The organism is Pseudomonas sp. PS02302, from assembly GCF_029959585.1.
GTDB lineage: Bacteria > Pseudomonadota > Gammaproteobacteria > Pseudomonadales > Pseudomonadaceae > Chryseomonas > Chryseomonas aestiva.
Map to the genome: position 1 here is coordinate 1 of NZ_JASCON010000045.1, position 14863 is coordinate 14863.

Annotated in this window: 14 protein-coding genes; 6 read left to right on the plus strand and 8 right to left on the minus strand. The window is 63.8% G+C overall.

The window, feature by feature from the left end; translation table 11 throughout:
- Positions 1-78: 78 nt before the first annotated feature.
- The 4 genes from QMX82_RS15660 to QMX82_RS15675 form a co-directional block, all read right to left on the minus strand.
- Entirely contained in the window at positions 79-846 is a 768-nt protein-coding gene (locus tag QMX82_RS15660; RefSeq protein WP_133862096.1) for an amino acid ABC transporter ATP-binding protein, read from the minus strand.
- Positions 847-856: 10 nt separating this feature from the next.
- Complete coding sequence (locus QMX82_RS15665; RefSeq protein WP_133862097.1) at positions 857-1957, minus strand: amino acid ABC transporter permease; 1101 nt, start codon at positions 1955-1957, stop codon at positions 857-859.
- Between the two features lie 9 nt (positions 1958-1966).
- Positions 1967-3154: an amino acid ABC transporter permease gene (locus QMX82_RS15670; RefSeq protein ID WP_133862098.1), complete on the minus strand. Its 1188-nt coding sequence runs from the start codon at positions 3152-3154 to the stop codon at positions 1967-1969.
- 100 nt (positions 3155-3254) lie between these two features.
- A complete protein-coding gene (locus QMX82_RS15675; RefSeq protein ID WP_039976150.1) occupies positions 3255-4283 on the minus strand; it encodes an amino acid ABC transporter substrate-binding protein in 1029 nt (342 codons plus the stop codon).
- 383 nt (positions 4284-4666) lie between these two features.
- On the opposite strand from QMX82_RS15675, the gene QMX82_RS15680 reads away from it, so the two are divergent.
- The 3 genes from QMX82_RS15680 to rhlB all read left to right on the plus strand — a co-directional run bounded on the left by QMX82_RS15680 (position 4667) and on the right by rhlB (position 8062).
- The gene (locus tag QMX82_RS15680; protein WP_442969395.1) at positions 4667-5311 is read left to right on the plus strand and encodes an alpha/beta hydrolase; all 645 of its coding nucleotides are present in this window, start codon (positions 4667-4669) and stop codon (positions 5309-5311) included.
- Between the two features lie 199 nt (positions 5312-5510).
- Entirely contained in the window at positions 5511-6461 is a 951-nt protein-coding gene (locus tag QMX82_RS15685) for a GGDEF domain-containing protein (RefSeq protein WP_282285188.1), read from the plus strand.
- Positions 6462-6556: 95 nt separating this feature from the next.
- Positions 6557-8062, plus strand: coding sequence for an ATP-dependent RNA helicase RhlB (rhlB, locus tag QMX82_RS15690; protein WP_208694097.1), 1506 nt, complete (start codon positions 6557-6559; stop codon positions 8060-8062).
- Positions 8063-8206: 144 nt separating this feature from the next.
- On the opposite strand, the gene moaE is transcribed toward rhlB, so the two are convergent.
- From moaE to QMX82_RS15710, 4 genes are all read right to left on the minus strand, one after another.
- Positions 8207-8662, minus strand: coding sequence for a molybdopterin synthase catalytic subunit MoaE (gene moaE / locus QMX82_RS15695; protein WP_133862101.1), 456 nt, complete (start codon positions 8660-8662; stop codon positions 8207-8209).
- 2 nt (positions 8663-8664) lie between these two features.
- A complete protein-coding gene (locus tag QMX82_RS15700; protein WP_282285194.1) occupies positions 8665-8916 on the minus strand; it encodes a MoaD/ThiS family protein in 252 nt (83 codons plus the stop codon).
- Complete coding sequence (gene moaC, locus QMX82_RS15705) at positions 8913-9392, minus strand: cyclic pyranopterin monophosphate synthase MoaC (protein WP_133862103.1); 480 nt, start codon at positions 9390-9392, stop codon at positions 8913-8915. Before moaC ends, QMX82_RS15700 begins: the two co-directional genes overlap by 4 nt.
- 86 nt (positions 9393-9478) lie before the next feature.
- Positions 9479-10870 carry a PhoH family protein gene (locus QMX82_RS15710; protein ID WP_133862104.1) on the minus strand — a complete coding sequence of 464 codons (1392 nt, stop codon included), beginning with the start codon at positions 10868-10870 and terminating at the stop codon, positions 9479-9481.
- A 353-nt stretch (positions 10871-11223) separates the two neighbouring features.
- Between QMX82_RS15710 and yaaA the strand changes: the two genes are divergently transcribed.
- The 3 genes from yaaA (at position 11224) to QMX82_RS15725 (ending at position 14841) form a co-directional block, all read left to right on the plus strand.
- Positions 11224-12003: a peroxide stress protein YaaA gene (gene yaaA, locus QMX82_RS15715; protein ID WP_282285198.1), complete on the plus strand. Its 780-nt coding sequence runs from the start codon at positions 11224-11226 to the stop codon at positions 12001-12003.
- 396 nt (positions 12004-12399) lie between these two features.
- Complete coding sequence (locus QMX82_RS15720) at positions 12400-13860, plus strand: mannose-1-phosphate guanylyltransferase/mannose-6-phosphate isomerase (RefSeq protein ID WP_133862106.1); 1461 nt, start codon at positions 12400-12402, stop codon at positions 13858-13860.
- Positions 13861-13977: 117 nt separating this feature from the next.
- Positions 13978-14841 (plus strand): TIGR01459 family HAD-type hydrolase, encoded by an 864-nt coding sequence (locus QMX82_RS15725; protein WP_282285201.1) that lies wholly within the window; start codon positions 13978-13980, stop codon positions 14839-14841.
- The last annotated feature ends 22 nt before the right edge of the window (positions 14842-14863 follow it).

The window sequence follows — 14863 nt, forward strand, 5'->3', positions numbered from 1 at the left end:
TTGCCCGCCTTCCCGCCGAACGCCGGTGAGTGGGTTCGCAGGACGACCGGGGCGGAGCAGGTCCGCCCCGGCCGCTTCCTAGTGCAGGATCTGCCCGAGGAACAGCCGCGTGCGCTCGTTCTGCGGGTTGTCGAAGAACTGGTCCGGCGCGGCCTGTTCGACGATTTCGCCCTTGTCCATGAAGATCACCCGGTTGGCCACGGTGCGGGCGAAGCCCATCTCGTGGGTCACGCAGAGCATGGTCATGCCGTCCTGGGCCAGGCCGATCATGGTGTCCAGCACCTCCTTCACCATCTCCGGATCGAGCGCCGAGGTCGGCTCATCGAACAGCATGATGCGCGGCTGCATGCACAGCGCCCGGGCGATGGCCACGCGCTGCTGCTGGCCACCGGACAGCTGGCCCGGAAACTTGTTGGCCTGCTCGGGAATGCGCACCCGCTGCAGGTAGTGCATGGCGATCTCTTCGGCCTGCTTCTTCGGCAGCTTGCGCACCCACATGGGCGCCAGGGTGCAGTTCTGCAGCACGGTCAGGTGCGGGAAGAGGTTGAAGTGCTGGAACACCATGCCGACTTCGCTGCGAATGGTCTCGATCTGCTTGAGATCGTTGGTCAGCTCGGTACCGTCGACGATGATCTGGCCCTTCTGGTGCTCTTCCAGGCGATTGATGCAGCGGATGGTGGTGGACTTGCCCGAGCCGGACGGTCCGCACAGCACGATGCGCTCGCCCTGGGTGACGGTCAGGTTGATGTCCTTGAGCACGTGGAACTGGCCGTACCACTTGTTCACGTCCTTGAGCTGGATCATGACCTTGCTGCTGTCGGCCGGCTGCTTGTTGCTTACATTCATCTGTTGACTCCTAACGCTTGTGGCCGGTGTTCAGCTTGCGCTCCAGACGGGCGGAGTAGCTGGACATGGCGAAACAGAAAATCCAGAAGACCAGGGCGGCGAACACATAGCCTTCGGTGGACAGACCAGGCCAGGCCGGGTCGGAGGTAGCGCGCTTGATGCTGTTGAGCAGGTCGAACAGGCCGATGATGACCACCAGGCTCGAATCCTTGAACAGCGCGATGAAGGTGTTGACGATGCCCGGGATCACCAGCTTCAGCGCCTGCGGCAGGATCACCAGGCCGGTGGTCCGCCAGTAGCCCAGGCCCATGGCGGCGGCGGCTTCGTACTGTCCCTTGGGAATGGCCTGCATGCCACCCCTCACCACCTCGGCGATATAGGCTGCCTCGAAGACGATCACCATGACGATGGCGCGCAGCAGCTTGTCCAGGTTCATGCCGTCGGGCAGGAACAATGGCAGCATCACCGAGGACAGGAACAGCACCGTGATCAGCGGGATGCCACGCCAGAACTCGATCATGGTCACGCAGATGACCTTGATCGCCGGCAGCTTGGAACGCCGCCCCAGGGCCAGCAGGATACCCAGCGGCAAGGCGCCGACGATCCCCACCGCGGCGATCACCACGGTCAGCATCAGGCCGCCCCACTCGCTGCTGGGCACCACGCGCAGACCGAAGCCGCCATACAGCAGCCAGAAGGCCACCAGCGGATAGATCACCAGCAGCGCCAGGCCGTAACGGGCCTTGTGCTTGAAGCTGTCGAGGAACAGCGGAATGGCGCCGACCACGGCGATCACCACCGTCAGATCCACGCGCCAGCGCTGATCACCGGGGTAGAAGCCGTACATGAACTGGCCGAAGCGCTCCTTGATGAACACCCAGCAGGCGCCGCCCGGTACGCAGTCGGCACGGGTGCTGCCGCTCCAGGTGGCGTTGATGAAGGCCCAGTTCACCACCGGCGGCACGATCAGCCAGACGAGGTAGAGACCGAACAGCGTCAGGATGGTATTGCCGACACTGGAAAACAGGTTGCCACGGATCCAGGCCAGGGCACCGACGCTGGAGGACGGTGGCGGTAGGTCCGGTTTGAAGGTATGGGTCTGATTACTCATACGCGCTCCTTAACGCTCGATCAGCGCGATGCGCTTGTTGTACCAGTTCATCAGGATGCTGATGCTGATGCTGATGGCCAGGTACACGCTCATGGTGATGGCCATGGTCTCGATGGCCTGACCGGTCTGGTTCAGAACGGTGCCGGCGAACAGCGCCACCATCTCCGGATAGCCCACCGCGGCGCCCAGCGAGGAGTTCTTCATCAGGTTCAGATACTGGTTGGTCAGCGGGGGAATGATGACCCGCAGGGCCTGGGGGATGATCACCAGCCGCAGGGTCAGACCCGGACGCAGACCCAGGGAGCTGGCCGCCTCGGTCTGGCCATGGCTGACCGCCTGGATGCCGCCCCGCACCGTCTCGCCGATGAAGGCCGCGGTGTAGACCGACAGGGCCAGAGCCAGGGACACCAGTTCGGGGATGATCACCCAGCCGCCGCGCAGGTTGAAGCCCTGCAGTTCCGGCACCTCCCAGTGCAACGGCTTGCCGAAGACCAGGGTCGCCAGCAGCGGGATGCCGATCAGCAGTGCCAATACCGCCCAGAGCACCGGGAAGCGCTGACCGGTGGCGTGCCTGCGCTTGCGCGCCCAGCGCACCACCACCACGCTGGCGACGATGGCGATCAGCAGCGCGATCAGACCAGGCACGAAGCCGGCATCGGCGATCGGCGCCGGCATGTAGAGGCCGCGGTTGTTGACGAACAGCGCGCCACCCAGGCTCAGGCTCTGACGCGGGCCCGGCAGGGGCGCGAGCACGGCGAAATAGAAGAAGAAGATCAGCAGCAGCGGCGGAATGTTGCGGAAGGTCTCGATGTAGACCGTGGCGACCTTGCGCAGCAGCCAGTTGTTCGACAGGCGTGCCACACCCACGCTGAAGCCGATGATGGTCGCCAGGATGATGCCGATCACCGACACCAGCAGGGTGTTGAGCAGCCCGACCAGGAAGACCCGCCCGTAGGTGTCGCCTTCGCTGTAGGGAATCAGGTGCTGGGGAATGCCGAAGCCGGCGGTGTTGTTCAGGAAGCCGAAGCCGGAAGTGATACCCCGGTTGGCGAGATTGGCCTGGGTGTTGCTGAACAGGAACCAGCCGAAGGCCACCACGGCGACCACGGCCACGATCTGGAACAGCCAGGAGCGTGCCTGCGGATCGGTGAGCAGAGACCCACGGACCGGCGAGGACGGTTTGCTAACGTTTTGCATCTACTAGAAGCCTCATTAAATTCTCGCCCCACAGCGCGGGGAGCGCTGCAGGGCGAGAATCTGCACATCCGGAAGGTGGTCGGCGACTAAGACGCCGAGATCAACGGACCGGCGGGGCGTACTGCAGACCGCCTGCATTCCACAGGGCGTTGAGGCCACGCTTGATCTTCAGATCGCTGCCCATGCCGACGTTGCGCTCGAAGACTTCGCCGTAGTTGCCGACCTGCTTGACGATCTTCACCGCCCAGTCTTTCGGCAGCTTCAGATCCTTGCCGAATTCACCATCGGCACCCAGCAGACGACGCACGTCAGGATTCTTGGAATCCTTGGCCTGGGCTTCCACGTTGGCGGAGGTCAGACCCAGTTCCTCGGCATTGACCATGGCGAACAGCGACCACTTGACCACGGTCAGCCAGTCTTCGTCGCCACGACGGACGGCCGGCGCCAGGGGCTCCTTGGAGATCACCTCGGGCAGCACGACGTAGTCGTCCGGGCTGGCCAGCTTGTTGCGCTGGGCGTACAGCTGGGACTGGTCGGAGGTCAGCACGTCGCAACGACCGGCCTCCATGGACTTGGCGCTCTCGTCCGAGGTGCTGTAGGTGATGGGGGTGAACTTCATGCCATTGGACCGGAAGTAGTCGGCCAGGTTGAGTTCGGTGGTGGTACCGGCCTGGATGCACACGGTGGCGCCGTCCAGTTCCTTGGCGCTCTTCACGCCCAGCTTCTTGTTCACCAGGAAGCCCTGGCCGTCGTAGTAGGTGACGCCGGCGAAGATCAGGCCCATGCCGCCATCGCGGGAGCTGGTCCAGGTGGTGTTGCGCGACAGCACGTCGATCTCGCCGGATTGCAGCGCGGTGAAGCGCTCCTTGGCGGTCAGGGGGGTGAAGCGAACCTTGGTGGAGTCACCGAAGACCGCAGCGGCCACGGCGCGGCAGACATCGACGTCGATGCCCTTGTAGTCACCCTTGGAATCGGTGTAGGAGAAGCCCGGCAGGCCATCGCTGACGCCGCATTGCACGAAACCTTTGTTCTTCACCGCATCCAGGGTAGCGCCTGCGTGAGCCATGCCGGACAGGCCAAGAGCAGCAGCGGTGGTCAGAATTGCCAGGGTAGACTTCACCATCTTCATCGATAAGCTCCACTTTGTTTATGAATTACGTTCCAGTCGCACGGCAGCACGATGTCTCTCGCCTGATTGCCGTGGAACCCGCCCACCCGATCCCTGGGCGTCCTTCATCAAGGGAAGAAGGAGACGCACTGGAAGGCATGACGAAGCAGTGAGTCAGTGTTACCTGTTAGTGCACTACCTGGCCGCACCCTAAATGAGGCAATTTGCGGACCAGTGAATGCGACAGAAGCTCACTTCGCTCAAACCCGGCAATCGCGAGACTTCGAGCAAAAAGCCGAGCAACTAAATTACGAAAATGCGACACGCATTTTGTGCACCATCTGTTACCACACCCATTTTTAGTGGCACCAAACTGGAGCAAAGCCTTGAAAAATTCGCCTCTTGTGCTGGAATCGCCCAGCGGAACCGCCGATAGCTGCGTCATTTGGTTGCATGGCCTGGGGGCTACCCAGCATGACTTCGAACCCGTTGCCGAATTGTTGCAGCGCACCCTGAATTCCACCCGTTTCGTCCTGCCCCAGGCACCGACCCAGGCGGTCACCATCAATGGCGGCTGGGCCATGCCGTCCTGGTACGACATCCTCGCCATGAATCCGGCCCGGGCCATCGACCGCCCCCAACTGGAAGAATCGGCCGCCACGGTACGGGCCCTGATCGAGGCCCAGCAGGCCCAGGGCATTCCCGCCGAACGCATCGTGCTGGCCGGTTTCTCCCAGGGTGGTGCCGTGGTATTGCATACCGCCTACAACACCTCCTGCCCCACCCTGGGTGGGGTCATGGCGCTGTCGACCTACGCGCCCAGCTTCGAAGACGCCCAGGTCAATCACGGTGGCGCGACCCCGGCGCTGTGCCTGCATGGCGACCAGGACGATGTGGTTCCCCTGGCCCTCGGGCGTGCGGCCTACGAGGCGCTGGTGGCCGCGGGCGTGGAAGCGCTCTGGCACAGTTACCCCATGCGCCACGAGGTGATTCCGGCGGAAATCCAGGATATCCAGGACTGGCTGCTGGCACGCCTCGGCGGAAAATAAAGCGCGAATCAGCGGACCGCTTCGTTTTTGGAAACCGGTCGACAATTTGCGGAATCTGGGGGCGAATGGAGGCCTGGAAAGGGCAAAGCGAACGAACTTTGGGGTACCCATCCGGTCCAGTAGGGGTGCCTGAAGGTCGTGATGTGCATGGAGCAGCTATGGCCCGAGTTTTCCTTTCAGCCCCCGGGGTGATCCTTTGATGGCCGCCCCCTTGTCGGCCTGGCTGGCCGAAGTCCCGGTCGCTTCCCTGAAGGACCTGCGCCTGTTCAAGGGCGTGGAGACCCATCTGCTTGAAGCCCTGATCGCCCGCTCGGCCACCCGCAGCCTGGTCGCCGGTGAGTGCCTGCTCTCGCCCGCCGTGATCAACCAGTACATGTACCTCGTGCTGGAAGGTCGTCTGCGGGTCCACCTGGGTTCGCCGGAAAATCCGCCCATCTATCTGCTGGGTCCGGGTGAGTGCTCGGGCGAAATCAGCTTCATGGACAGCGAGCGGCCCAGCGCCCACGTCATCGCCGAAGCCGATACCCTGGTGCTCTGCCTGCATCGCGATCTGGTGCTGGAGCTGATCGAACGCTCCTCCAAGGCCATGCACAACCTGCTCGGCATCCTCTGCGAACGGATGCGCCGCGGCAATCAGCTCATTGTCGACACCGAGCGCAATGCCAACGTCGATACCCTGACCGGTCTCTTCAACCGTCGGCGCCTCGAGCAGCTGTTCGAGCGCGAAAGCACCCGTTGTGCCTTCAACCGGCAGCCGCTGAGCCTGCTGATGCTGGATGTCGATCACTTCAAGCGCTACAACGATACCTATGGCCACCTGGCGGGCGACTATGCCCTGTGCCTGGTCGCCAACACCCTGCGCGACCAGCTGCGGCCTAAGGACAGCATGGCGCGCTATGGTGGTGAAGAGTTCGTCATCCTGCTGCCGGAAATCGATCGCGACGAAGCGATCGCCATCGCCGAGCGCCTGCGCCAGAGCCTGGCGGAGATCAAGGACTTCTATTCGCCCTGCGGCAGGCTGCCGGGGGTTACCGTCTCCATCGGCCTGGCGCAGATGCGCAAGGCCGACTCCCTGGATGAACTGGTCGGACGTGCGGACAAGTCGCTCTACCAGGCCAAGGATGCCGGGCGCAATCGGATCAGTGGCTGACCGGATTGCGCCTGCGTTCGGCAGGTAGTTGTTGCCGGGCACGTAGGTTGCTTTACACTGCGGTCTCATTCCGCTTTCGATGATCGAGACCCTCCGTGCTCAAGGCACTCAAAAAATTTCTGGGCAAGGATCAGGAGGTCGCGCAGCCGACTCCCTCCCCTGCGCCCCAAGCTACCCCCAGCGCCGCTCCTGAAGCCCCCTCCTCCCCTGCATCCAGCGTGCCCGAGCCTCAGGCCGAGCGTGCGCCACGCAAGCCGCGCACTCCCGGCGAAGCCCGCAGCCAGGAGCCTCGGGCCCCGGCCGAAACACAGGAACCTCGTGCCCAGGCGGAGAAATCCGCCAAGCCGCGCCGCGAGCGTAGCCCGCGCAAACCCAAGCCGGTCGACACCTGGAAACTGGAAGACTTCGCGGTCGAGCCGCAGGAAGGCAAGACACGCTTCCATGACTTCAAGCTGGATCCGCGGCTGATGCACGGCATCCATGACCTCGGCTTTCCCTACTGCACGCCGATCCAGGCGGAAGTACTGGGCTTCACCCTCAAGGGCAAGGACGCCATCGGCCGTGCCCAGACCGGCACCGGCAAGACCGCCGCCTTCCTGATCTCGACGATCACCCAGCTGCTGACCACCCCGCCGCCCAAGGAAAGATACATGGGCGAGCCGCGGGCGCTGATCATCGCGCCGACCCGCGAACTGGTGGTGCAGATCGCCAACGACGCCCTGGACCTGGCCAAGTACACCGGGCTCAACGTCATGAGCTTTGTCGGGGGCATGGACTTCGACAAGCAGCTCAAGCAGCTCGAAGCGCGCTACTGCGACATCCTGGTCGCCACCCCGGGCCGCCTGCTGGACTTCAACCAGCGCGGCGAGGTGCATCTGGACATGGTCGAGGTCATGGTGCTGGACGAGGCCGACCGCATGCTGGACATGGGCTTCATTCCCCAGGTTCGCCAGATCATTCGCCAGACCCCGCCCAAGAGCGAACGCCAGACCCTGCTGTTCTCCGCCACCTTCACCGACGACGTGATGAATCTGGCGCGGCAGTGGACCACCGATCCGGCCATCGTCGAGATCGAGCCGGAGAACGTGGCCAGCGACACCGTCGAGCAGCATGTCTATGCCGTGTCCTCGAGCGACAAGTACCGCCTGCTCTACAACCTGGTCGCCCAGAACAACTGGGCGCGGGTGATGGTGTTCGCCAACCGGCGTGACGAGGTACGGCGCATCGAAGAGCGCCTGACCAAGGACGGCATCAGCGCCGCCCAGATGTCCGGCGACGTCCCCCAGCACAAGCGCATCAAGACCCTGGAAGGCTTCCGCGCCGGCAAGATCCGCGTACTGGTAGCCACCGACGTGGCCGGGCGCGGCATCCACGTCGACGGCATCAGCCACGTGATCAACTTCACCCTGCCGGAAGACCCGGACGACTACGTGCACCGCATCGGCCGTACCGGTCGCGCCGGCGCCACCGGCACCTCCATCAGCTTCGCCGGCGAGGACGACTCCTTCGCCCTGCCGCCCATCGAAGCCCTGCTGGGTCGCAAGATCGGTTGCGAGATGCCGCCAGCCGAGTTGCTCAAGCCGGTTCCGCGGCAGCGTTGAGGCCGGCTCCACTGCCACAGGGTTGTCCGCCGGTCCCTCAAGCACAGCCGGCACCTCTGCCGGGTGGATAACGGCGCAGCCTTATCCACCTGAAAGGTTGCGTGCCAGGTGGAAAACGCTGACGCGGTTTTCCACCCTGCTTCGTCACCCCTTCGCCCAACGCCCCGCGGCATCCTGATCGCTGGCGCGGCCTTCCACCCAGCGCGGTCCTTCGGACGTATCTTCCTTCTTCCAGAAGGGGGCGCGGGTCTTGAGGTAGTCCATCACGAAGTTGCAGGCCTCGAAGGCTGCCTGGCGGTGAGCGCTGGCGGTGCCGACGAAGACGATGGGCTCACCTGGCTCCAGTCGGCCGATGCGATGCAGAATATCGACCCTGAGCAGCGGCCAGCGCTGATTCGCCTCTTCGACGATGCGCGCCAGAGCCTTTTCGGTCATGCCGGGAAAGTGTTCGAGAAACAACCCGCCGACGTCCCGGCCGTCGTTGAAGTCCCGCACGTAACCCACGAAACCCACCACGGCACCGATGCCGGTGTTGGCGGCATGCAGGGCATTGAGTTCCTGTCCGGGATCGAAGGCGTCGGCCTGCACACGGATAGTCATGCTCAACCTCCGGTCACGGTCGGAAAGAAGGCGACCTCGTCACCCTCGCGCAACGGCTCGGCCAGCCCGCAGAGCTCTTCGTTGCGCGCGCACATCAGACCGTGCTCGCCCAGGGTCTCGGCCCAGATCCCGCCGCGCTGGACCAGGTGTTCACGCAGGTCGCCAACGGTGGCCAGGTCAGGCTCCCAGGCCAGGCTGTCCTCGGCGAGGCCCAGCACTTCGCGATAGCGGGCGAAGAATTGCACGCGGATCATGCCGGCTGCTCCTCGGCGCGGAAGTGGCCACTCTTGCCACCGTTCTTTTCCAGCAGCCGCACCGCCTCGATGGTCATGCCGCGATCGACCGCCTTGCACATGTCGTAAAGCGTCAGGGCCGCGACACTGGCCGCGGTCAGGGCCTCCATCTCCACGCCGGTCTGACCGGACAGCTTGCAGGTGGCGGTGATCCGCACCCCGTCAGGTGCTTCAGCGACCAGCTGGACCTTGACGCCGGTCAGCATCAGCGGATGGCAGAGCGGGATGAGGTCGGCGGTCTTCTTGGCTGCCTGGATTCCGGCGATACGCGCCACGGCGAAGACGTCGCCCTTGGGATGGCCACCACTCTGGATCAGGTCGAGGGTTTCCGGACGCATGCGCACCCGGGCTTCGGCGGTGGCCTCACGGAAGGTCACCTGCTTGTCGGTGACATCGACCATGTTGGCACGGCCTTGGGAATCGAGATGGGTCAGCACGGCATGACTCCTGGAAAGGACCTGCCATTGTAGACCCGTGGCTGGGGATTTGATCCCCGCCCGTGACCGGACGGGGATCAGCCACGTTACAGATGGGCCTCGGCGTATTCGGCGAGGATGGAACGGGGCACGCCCTGCAGGGTGATGTGCACCCCGTGGCTGAAGCCCTTGAAGCGCTCGGACAGGTAGGTGAGGCCGGAGCTGGTGGCCGAGAGATAGGGCGTATCGATCTGCGCCAGGTTACCCAGGCAGATCACCTTGGAGCCGCTGCCGGCACGGGTGATGATGGTCTTCATCTGGTGCGGGGTCAGGTTCTGGCATTCGTCGATGAGGATCAGACTCTGCTGGAAACTGCGGCCGCGGATGTAGTTCAGCGACTTGAACTGCAGCGGTACCTTGCTGAGGATGTAGTCCACGCTGCCGTGGGGGTTGTGGTCATCCATGTGCAGGGCTTCGAGGTTGTCGGTGATGGCGCCCAGCCAGGGCTCCATCTTCTCGGCCTCGGTCCCGGGCAGGAAGCCGATGTCCTCGTCCAGACCCTGGACGCTGCGGGTGGCGATGATCCGCCGGTATCTCTTGGTGACCATGGTCTGCTCGATGGCCGCGGCCAGCGCCAGGATGGTCTTGCCCGAGCCTGCCGCGCCGGTCAGGTTGACCAGATGAATGTCAGGCTCCAACAGGGCGAACAGCGCCAGTGCCTGGTAGATGTCCCGCGGCTTCAACCCCCAGGCCTCCTGGTGCATCAGGGGTTCCTGATGCATGTCGAGCAGGATGACCTCGCCGTCGCGCACCGCCTTGACCCAGCCGACGAAGCCCTGCTCGTCAAGCACGAAGTCATTGACGTTGAAGGGTGGCATCTCGGCCGACAGCTGTACCCGATGCCAGACGCGACCCAGCTCCTGCCGGCTTTCCACCTTGCTCACGTTGTCCCAGAAGGACCCAGGCAGATTGTGATAACCCTGGGACAGCAGGGAGACGTCGTCGAGCAACTGGTCGGTCTGGTAATCCTCGGCGGCGATGCCGCAGCCACGCGCCTTGAGGCGCATGTTGATGTCCTTGGTCACCAGCACGACCCGCTCCTGGGGATGCTGGGTACGCAATTCGACGAGCTGATTGATGATGCGATTGTCGTTGATGTCGTCGGGCAGACAGGCCATGGGCCCGGCGCGGCGGCCCATGAGAATGGACAGTCGTCCCTTGGCCTCGCCCTTGCCGCGGGGAATGGGCACGCCCCGCTCGACGTCCTCGGGCGAGGATTCGGCGAGCACGCTGTCGATCAGGCGGATCGCCTGCCGGCACTCGGCGGCAACGTTGTGCTTGCCGGTCTTGAGCTTGTCGAGTTCCTCCAGGACCGTCATGGGAATGGCAACGTGGTGCTCCTCGAAATTGAGCAGCGCGTTCGGGTCGTGGATCAGTACGTTGGTGTCGAGCACATAGAGGGTGGGCTGGGTGGGGCGGGAACGTCCGTGATCATCCATACTCGGTCACCTCGTAGAAACGCTTGACTCGCAAGCCTGTCGACGGAGCGCCAGACGACGCTCCGCTGCGAAAGGTGCCGTCGCTCCAGCAACGGGTTCACGGACCGGCCAACATGAGGGCACGGGACCCGAGAGATGCGACGGACACTTCGGTAATAACGCAAAAGACCTGAGGCACAAAAGCTTTTTTTGGCCATACCCGATTTTTTTCGCGCACCCCTGTTTCCTGCGATCTGACCCGGCAACCTCGCCCCGGGAACGTGGTCAATACCTATCGATCCCATCGGCAAGGCGCACTGGAGCCCGGCGGCGGAGACTTCTAGAATGGCGCCTCGCCAAGAGGAGCCAAGCCGATGCTGATGGTGATTTCCCCCGCCAAGACCCTGGACTACAGCACACCGCCGAGCACGTCCCGCCATACCCTGCCGCAATACCTGGAGCATTCCCGCGAACTGATCGAGGGACTCAGGCAGCTCGCCCCGGCTGAGATTGCCGCGCTCATGGGGGTGTCCGACAAGATCGCCACCCTCAATGTCGCCCGCTTCGGCAGCTGGACCCCGGATTTCACGCCGGAGAATGCCAAGCAGGCGCTGCTGGCGTTCAAAGGCGACGTCTACACCGGCCTGGCCGCCGAGGATTTCGAGGAAGGCGACTTCGACTTCGCCCAACGGCACCTGCGCATGTTGTCCGGACTCTATGGCCTGCTGCGTCCTCTCGACCTCATGCAACCCTATCGCCTGGAGATGGGCACCAAGTTCGCCAATCCGCGCGGCAAGGACCTCTATGCCTTCTGGGGCGACCGTATCAGCGACTGGCTCAAGGCGGATCTCGCAGCCCAGGGTGACGAGGTCCTGCTGAATCTGGCCTCGAACGAGTATTTCAGCGCGGTGCGCCGCGCGCGCCTGCAGGCCCGGGTCGTGGATGTGGAGTTTCGCGACCTCAAGAATGGCGATTACAAGATCATCAGCTTCTACGCCAAGAAGGCACGGGGCCTGATGGCGCGGCACGTAATCAAGCAACGCGTCTCTAAGGTGGACGACCTGCGCGATTTCGGCGACCAGGGTTACCGCTACTCGAGCGAGCGCTCCGCGGCCGACAGGCTGGTGTTCCTGCGCGACACACCGGCGGATTAGCCATGGGAATCGACGGATGGCACAATTGCCCGCATGCTGGGCCATCGAACTGGCTAGGGGGTCACATTCGATGGCTGCCATCCGTGAAAGACTGTCATCTCCCTCCAATAAAAAGGTTTCAGCCCCGTAGCGGAGACGTTCCAGGCGCGAAAAGTTGCCGGACATCTCAAAACCGCTGCCTTTCCGAAAAAAGGAAAATTCGCTGAGAACCACTTTCGTTTGATTCTGTCTCTGTCTGGTCCTTGCCCCGGGTCATGCTGGCCAATGGCAATCAGTCCGCACGTTCAATTTGTACCGGTCGACCTTTCGGCCGGTTGATCTTTCGAAGCATGGACGCTTCGTCCCGACCTCAGGGACAGCGGCCACAAATCAGCAGACGCTGAAGGAGTAACGCCCATGATTCCCGTCATCCTGTCCGGTGGTAGCGGCTCGCGACTCTGGCCCCTCTCGCGCAAGCTCTACCCCAAGCAGTTCCTGGCCCTGACCAGCGAACAGACCATGTTCCAGGAGACCATCAATCGCCTGGGCTGCGAGGGCAGCATCGATTGCCCCATCATCGTCTGCAACGCCGAACACCGTTACCTGGTGGAAGAGCAGCTCAAGGCCGTCGAGTGCAAGCCCCAGGCGCTGATCATGGAGCCCTTCGGTCGCAACACCGCGCCGGCCGTGGCCATCGCTGCCATGCAACTGGTCGCTGACGGCAAGGACGACCTGATGCTGGTGCTGCCCGCCGATCACGTGATCGAGGACGAAGCCGAATTCAAGGCCGCCCTGCAACAGGCCGCCGCCGCCGCCGAGCGTGGCGAGATGGTGCTGTTCGGCATTCCGGCCACCGCGCCCGAGACCGGCTATGGCTACATCAAGACCGGTTCCAACGACGATCTGCCCCAGGGCGTGTCCCGCGTCGAGCGCTTCGTCGAGAAGCCCGATGCCGTCACCGCCACCGAATACGTGGCCTCCGGCGACTACTGCTGGAACAGCGGCATCTTCCTGTTCCGCGCCAGCCGTTTCCTGGAAGAGCTGAAGAAGCACGACACTGACATCTATGACACCTGCCTGCTGGCGCTGGAGCGCAGCAGCATCGACGGCATCAACATCAGCATCGATGCCGCCACCTTCGCCGTCTGCCCGGACAATTCCATCGACTACGCCGTGATGGAAAAGACCACCCGCGCCTGCGTGGTGCCCATGAGCGCTGGCTGGAACGATGTCGGTTCCTGGTCCGCGCTGTGGGACGTGCATGCCAAGGACAACAACGGCAACGTCATCAAGGGCGACGTCGTCCTGCATGACAGCCGCAACTGCCTGGTGCACGGCAGCGGCAAGCTGGTGACCCTGGTCGGTTTGGAAAACGTGGTCGTGGTGGAAACCAAGGACGCGGTCATGATCGCCCACAAGGACAAGGTCCAGGACGTCAAGAAGCTGGTCAACGCTCTCGAGAAGCAGAACCGCAACGAGGTCAAGGCACACCAGGAAGTCTTCCGTCCCTGGGGTTCCTACGACTCCATCGACATGGGTCAGCGCTTCCAGGTCAAGCGCATCACCGTCAAGCCGGGCGCCCAGCTGTCGCTGCAGATGCACCACCACCGTGCCGAGCACTGGATCGTGGTCTCCGGTACCGCCGAGGTCACCTGTGACGACAAGGTCTTCCTGCTGACCGAGAACCAGTCCACCTACCTGCCGATGACCTCCGTGCACCGCCTGGCCAACCCTGGCAAGGTACCGCTGGAGCTGATCGAAGTGCAGTCCGGTGGCTACCTGGGCGAGGACGACATCGTCCGCTTCGAAGACATCTACGGCCGCGTCGATACCCAGGCCCTGGAAGTCGCCAAGGCCGGCAAGGCGCCCACGCGCTAAGCCCAGCCTCACGGCAATCCCCAGACACCGGCCAAGGCCGGTGTCTGTGTTTTCGGCAGCCGCTCGGCAAAACCGGTTAGGCTTGTCGTTTCCCCTTTTCGCCATCGGATCCGCCGCATGACCGCTCCCACCCTGCTCCGCCTCGATCAACTGGACGAGGCGCTGGCCGCCTATGACGGCTTCATCCTCGACCTCTGGGGCGTGCTGATCGACGGCTACGAGACCTTTCCCGGCGCCCGCGCCTGGCTGGAGCGTCGCGCCGCCGAGGGCAAGCCGGTGTGGTTTCTCAGCAATGCCTCGCGCGATGCGGATGGCATGGTCGAAGAACTGGGCAAGCTGGGCGTGCCGCGCGAACTCTTCGCCGGCATCACCACCTCAGGCCAGCTGGCCATCGACGCCTTTCAGCAGGACCCTAAATTTCGCACTGGTGGCATCTACCTTTCCGGTCCCGGCACCGGCCAGGCGGGCTGGCCCGCGGAGATCCGCGCGCGCTTCGTCGAAGACATCGACCAGGCGACCATCATCCTCGGCGTCGGCAGCTTCCCCGAAGACGAGCTGGAAGCCCGCTTCGCGCCCCTGGCCGCTGCGCTGGACAAGCCCTTTCTCTGCGCCAATCCGGATCGCAACGTGGTGTCCGGGGGTCTACCCTTCTATGCGGCCGGCAAGCTGGCCGATCGCTTTGCCGCCCTGGGTGGCGAGGTCACCTGGTACGGCAAGCCCGATCCCTATGCCTTCCGCTGCGCAGCCGAGGAACTGGCCACCCGCGGTGCCCAGCGCCTGCTGTTCGTCGGGGATTCCCTGGTGACCGACGTGCCCGGCGCGGTGGCGGCGGACATCGACTGTCTGTGGCTGGCCGCCACCGGCATCCACCGCGAGGCCCTGGGCCTGGACTTCAATCAGGAGCCCACCCGCGAGGGTCTCGCCGCCCTGTTGGAGCAGCATCCCGCGTTGCCGCGTTTCGCGGCAGCCGGCCTGGCCTGACCCCTTTTTCCACACGCCGAGG

Bases quoted from the DNA above. Each gene is read 5' to 3' on its own strand.
- QMX82_RS15660 (WP_133862096.1), bottom strand. From the start codon at position 846: ATGAATGTAAGCAACAAGCAGCCGGCCGACAGCAGCAAGGTCATGATC.
- QMX82_RS15665 (WP_133862097.1), bottom strand. From the start codon at position 1,957: ATGAGTAATCAGACCCATACCTTCAAACCGGACCTACCGCCACCGTCC.
- QMX82_RS15670 (WP_133862098.1), bottom strand. From the start codon at position 3,154: ATGCAAAACGTTAGCAAACCGTCCTCGCCGGTCCGTGGGTCTCTGCTC.
- QMX82_RS15675 (WP_039976150.1), bottom strand. From the start codon at position 4,283: ATGAAGATGGTGAAGTCTACCCTGGCAATTCTGACCACCGCTGCTGCT.
- QMX82_RS15685 (WP_282285188.1), top strand. From the start codon at position 5,511: ATGGCCGCCCCCTTGTCGGCCTGGCTGGCCGAAGTCCCGGTCGCTTCC.
- moaE (WP_133862101.1), bottom strand. From the start codon at position 8,662: ATGACTATCCGTGTGCAGGCCGACGCCTTCGATCCCGGACAGGAACTC.
- QMX82_RS15700 (WP_282285194.1), bottom strand. From the start codon at position 8,916: ATGATCCGCGTGCAATTCTTCGCCCGCTATCGCGAAGTGCTGGGCCTC.
- QMX82_RS15710 (WP_133862104.1), bottom strand. From the start codon at position 10,870: ATGGATGATCACGGACGTTCCCGCCCCACCCAGCCCACCCTCTATGTG.
- yaaA (WP_282285198.1), top strand. From the start codon at position 11,224: ATGCTGATGGTGATTTCCCCCGCCAAGACCCTGGACTACAGCACACCG.
- QMX82_RS15720 (WP_133862106.1), top strand. From the start codon at position 12,400: ATGATTCCCGTCATCCTGTCCGGTGGTAGCGGCTCGCGACTCTGGCCC.
- QMX82_RS15725 (WP_282285201.1), top strand. From the start codon at position 13,978: ATGACCGCTCCCACCCTGCTCCGCCTCGATCAACTGGACGAGGCGCTG.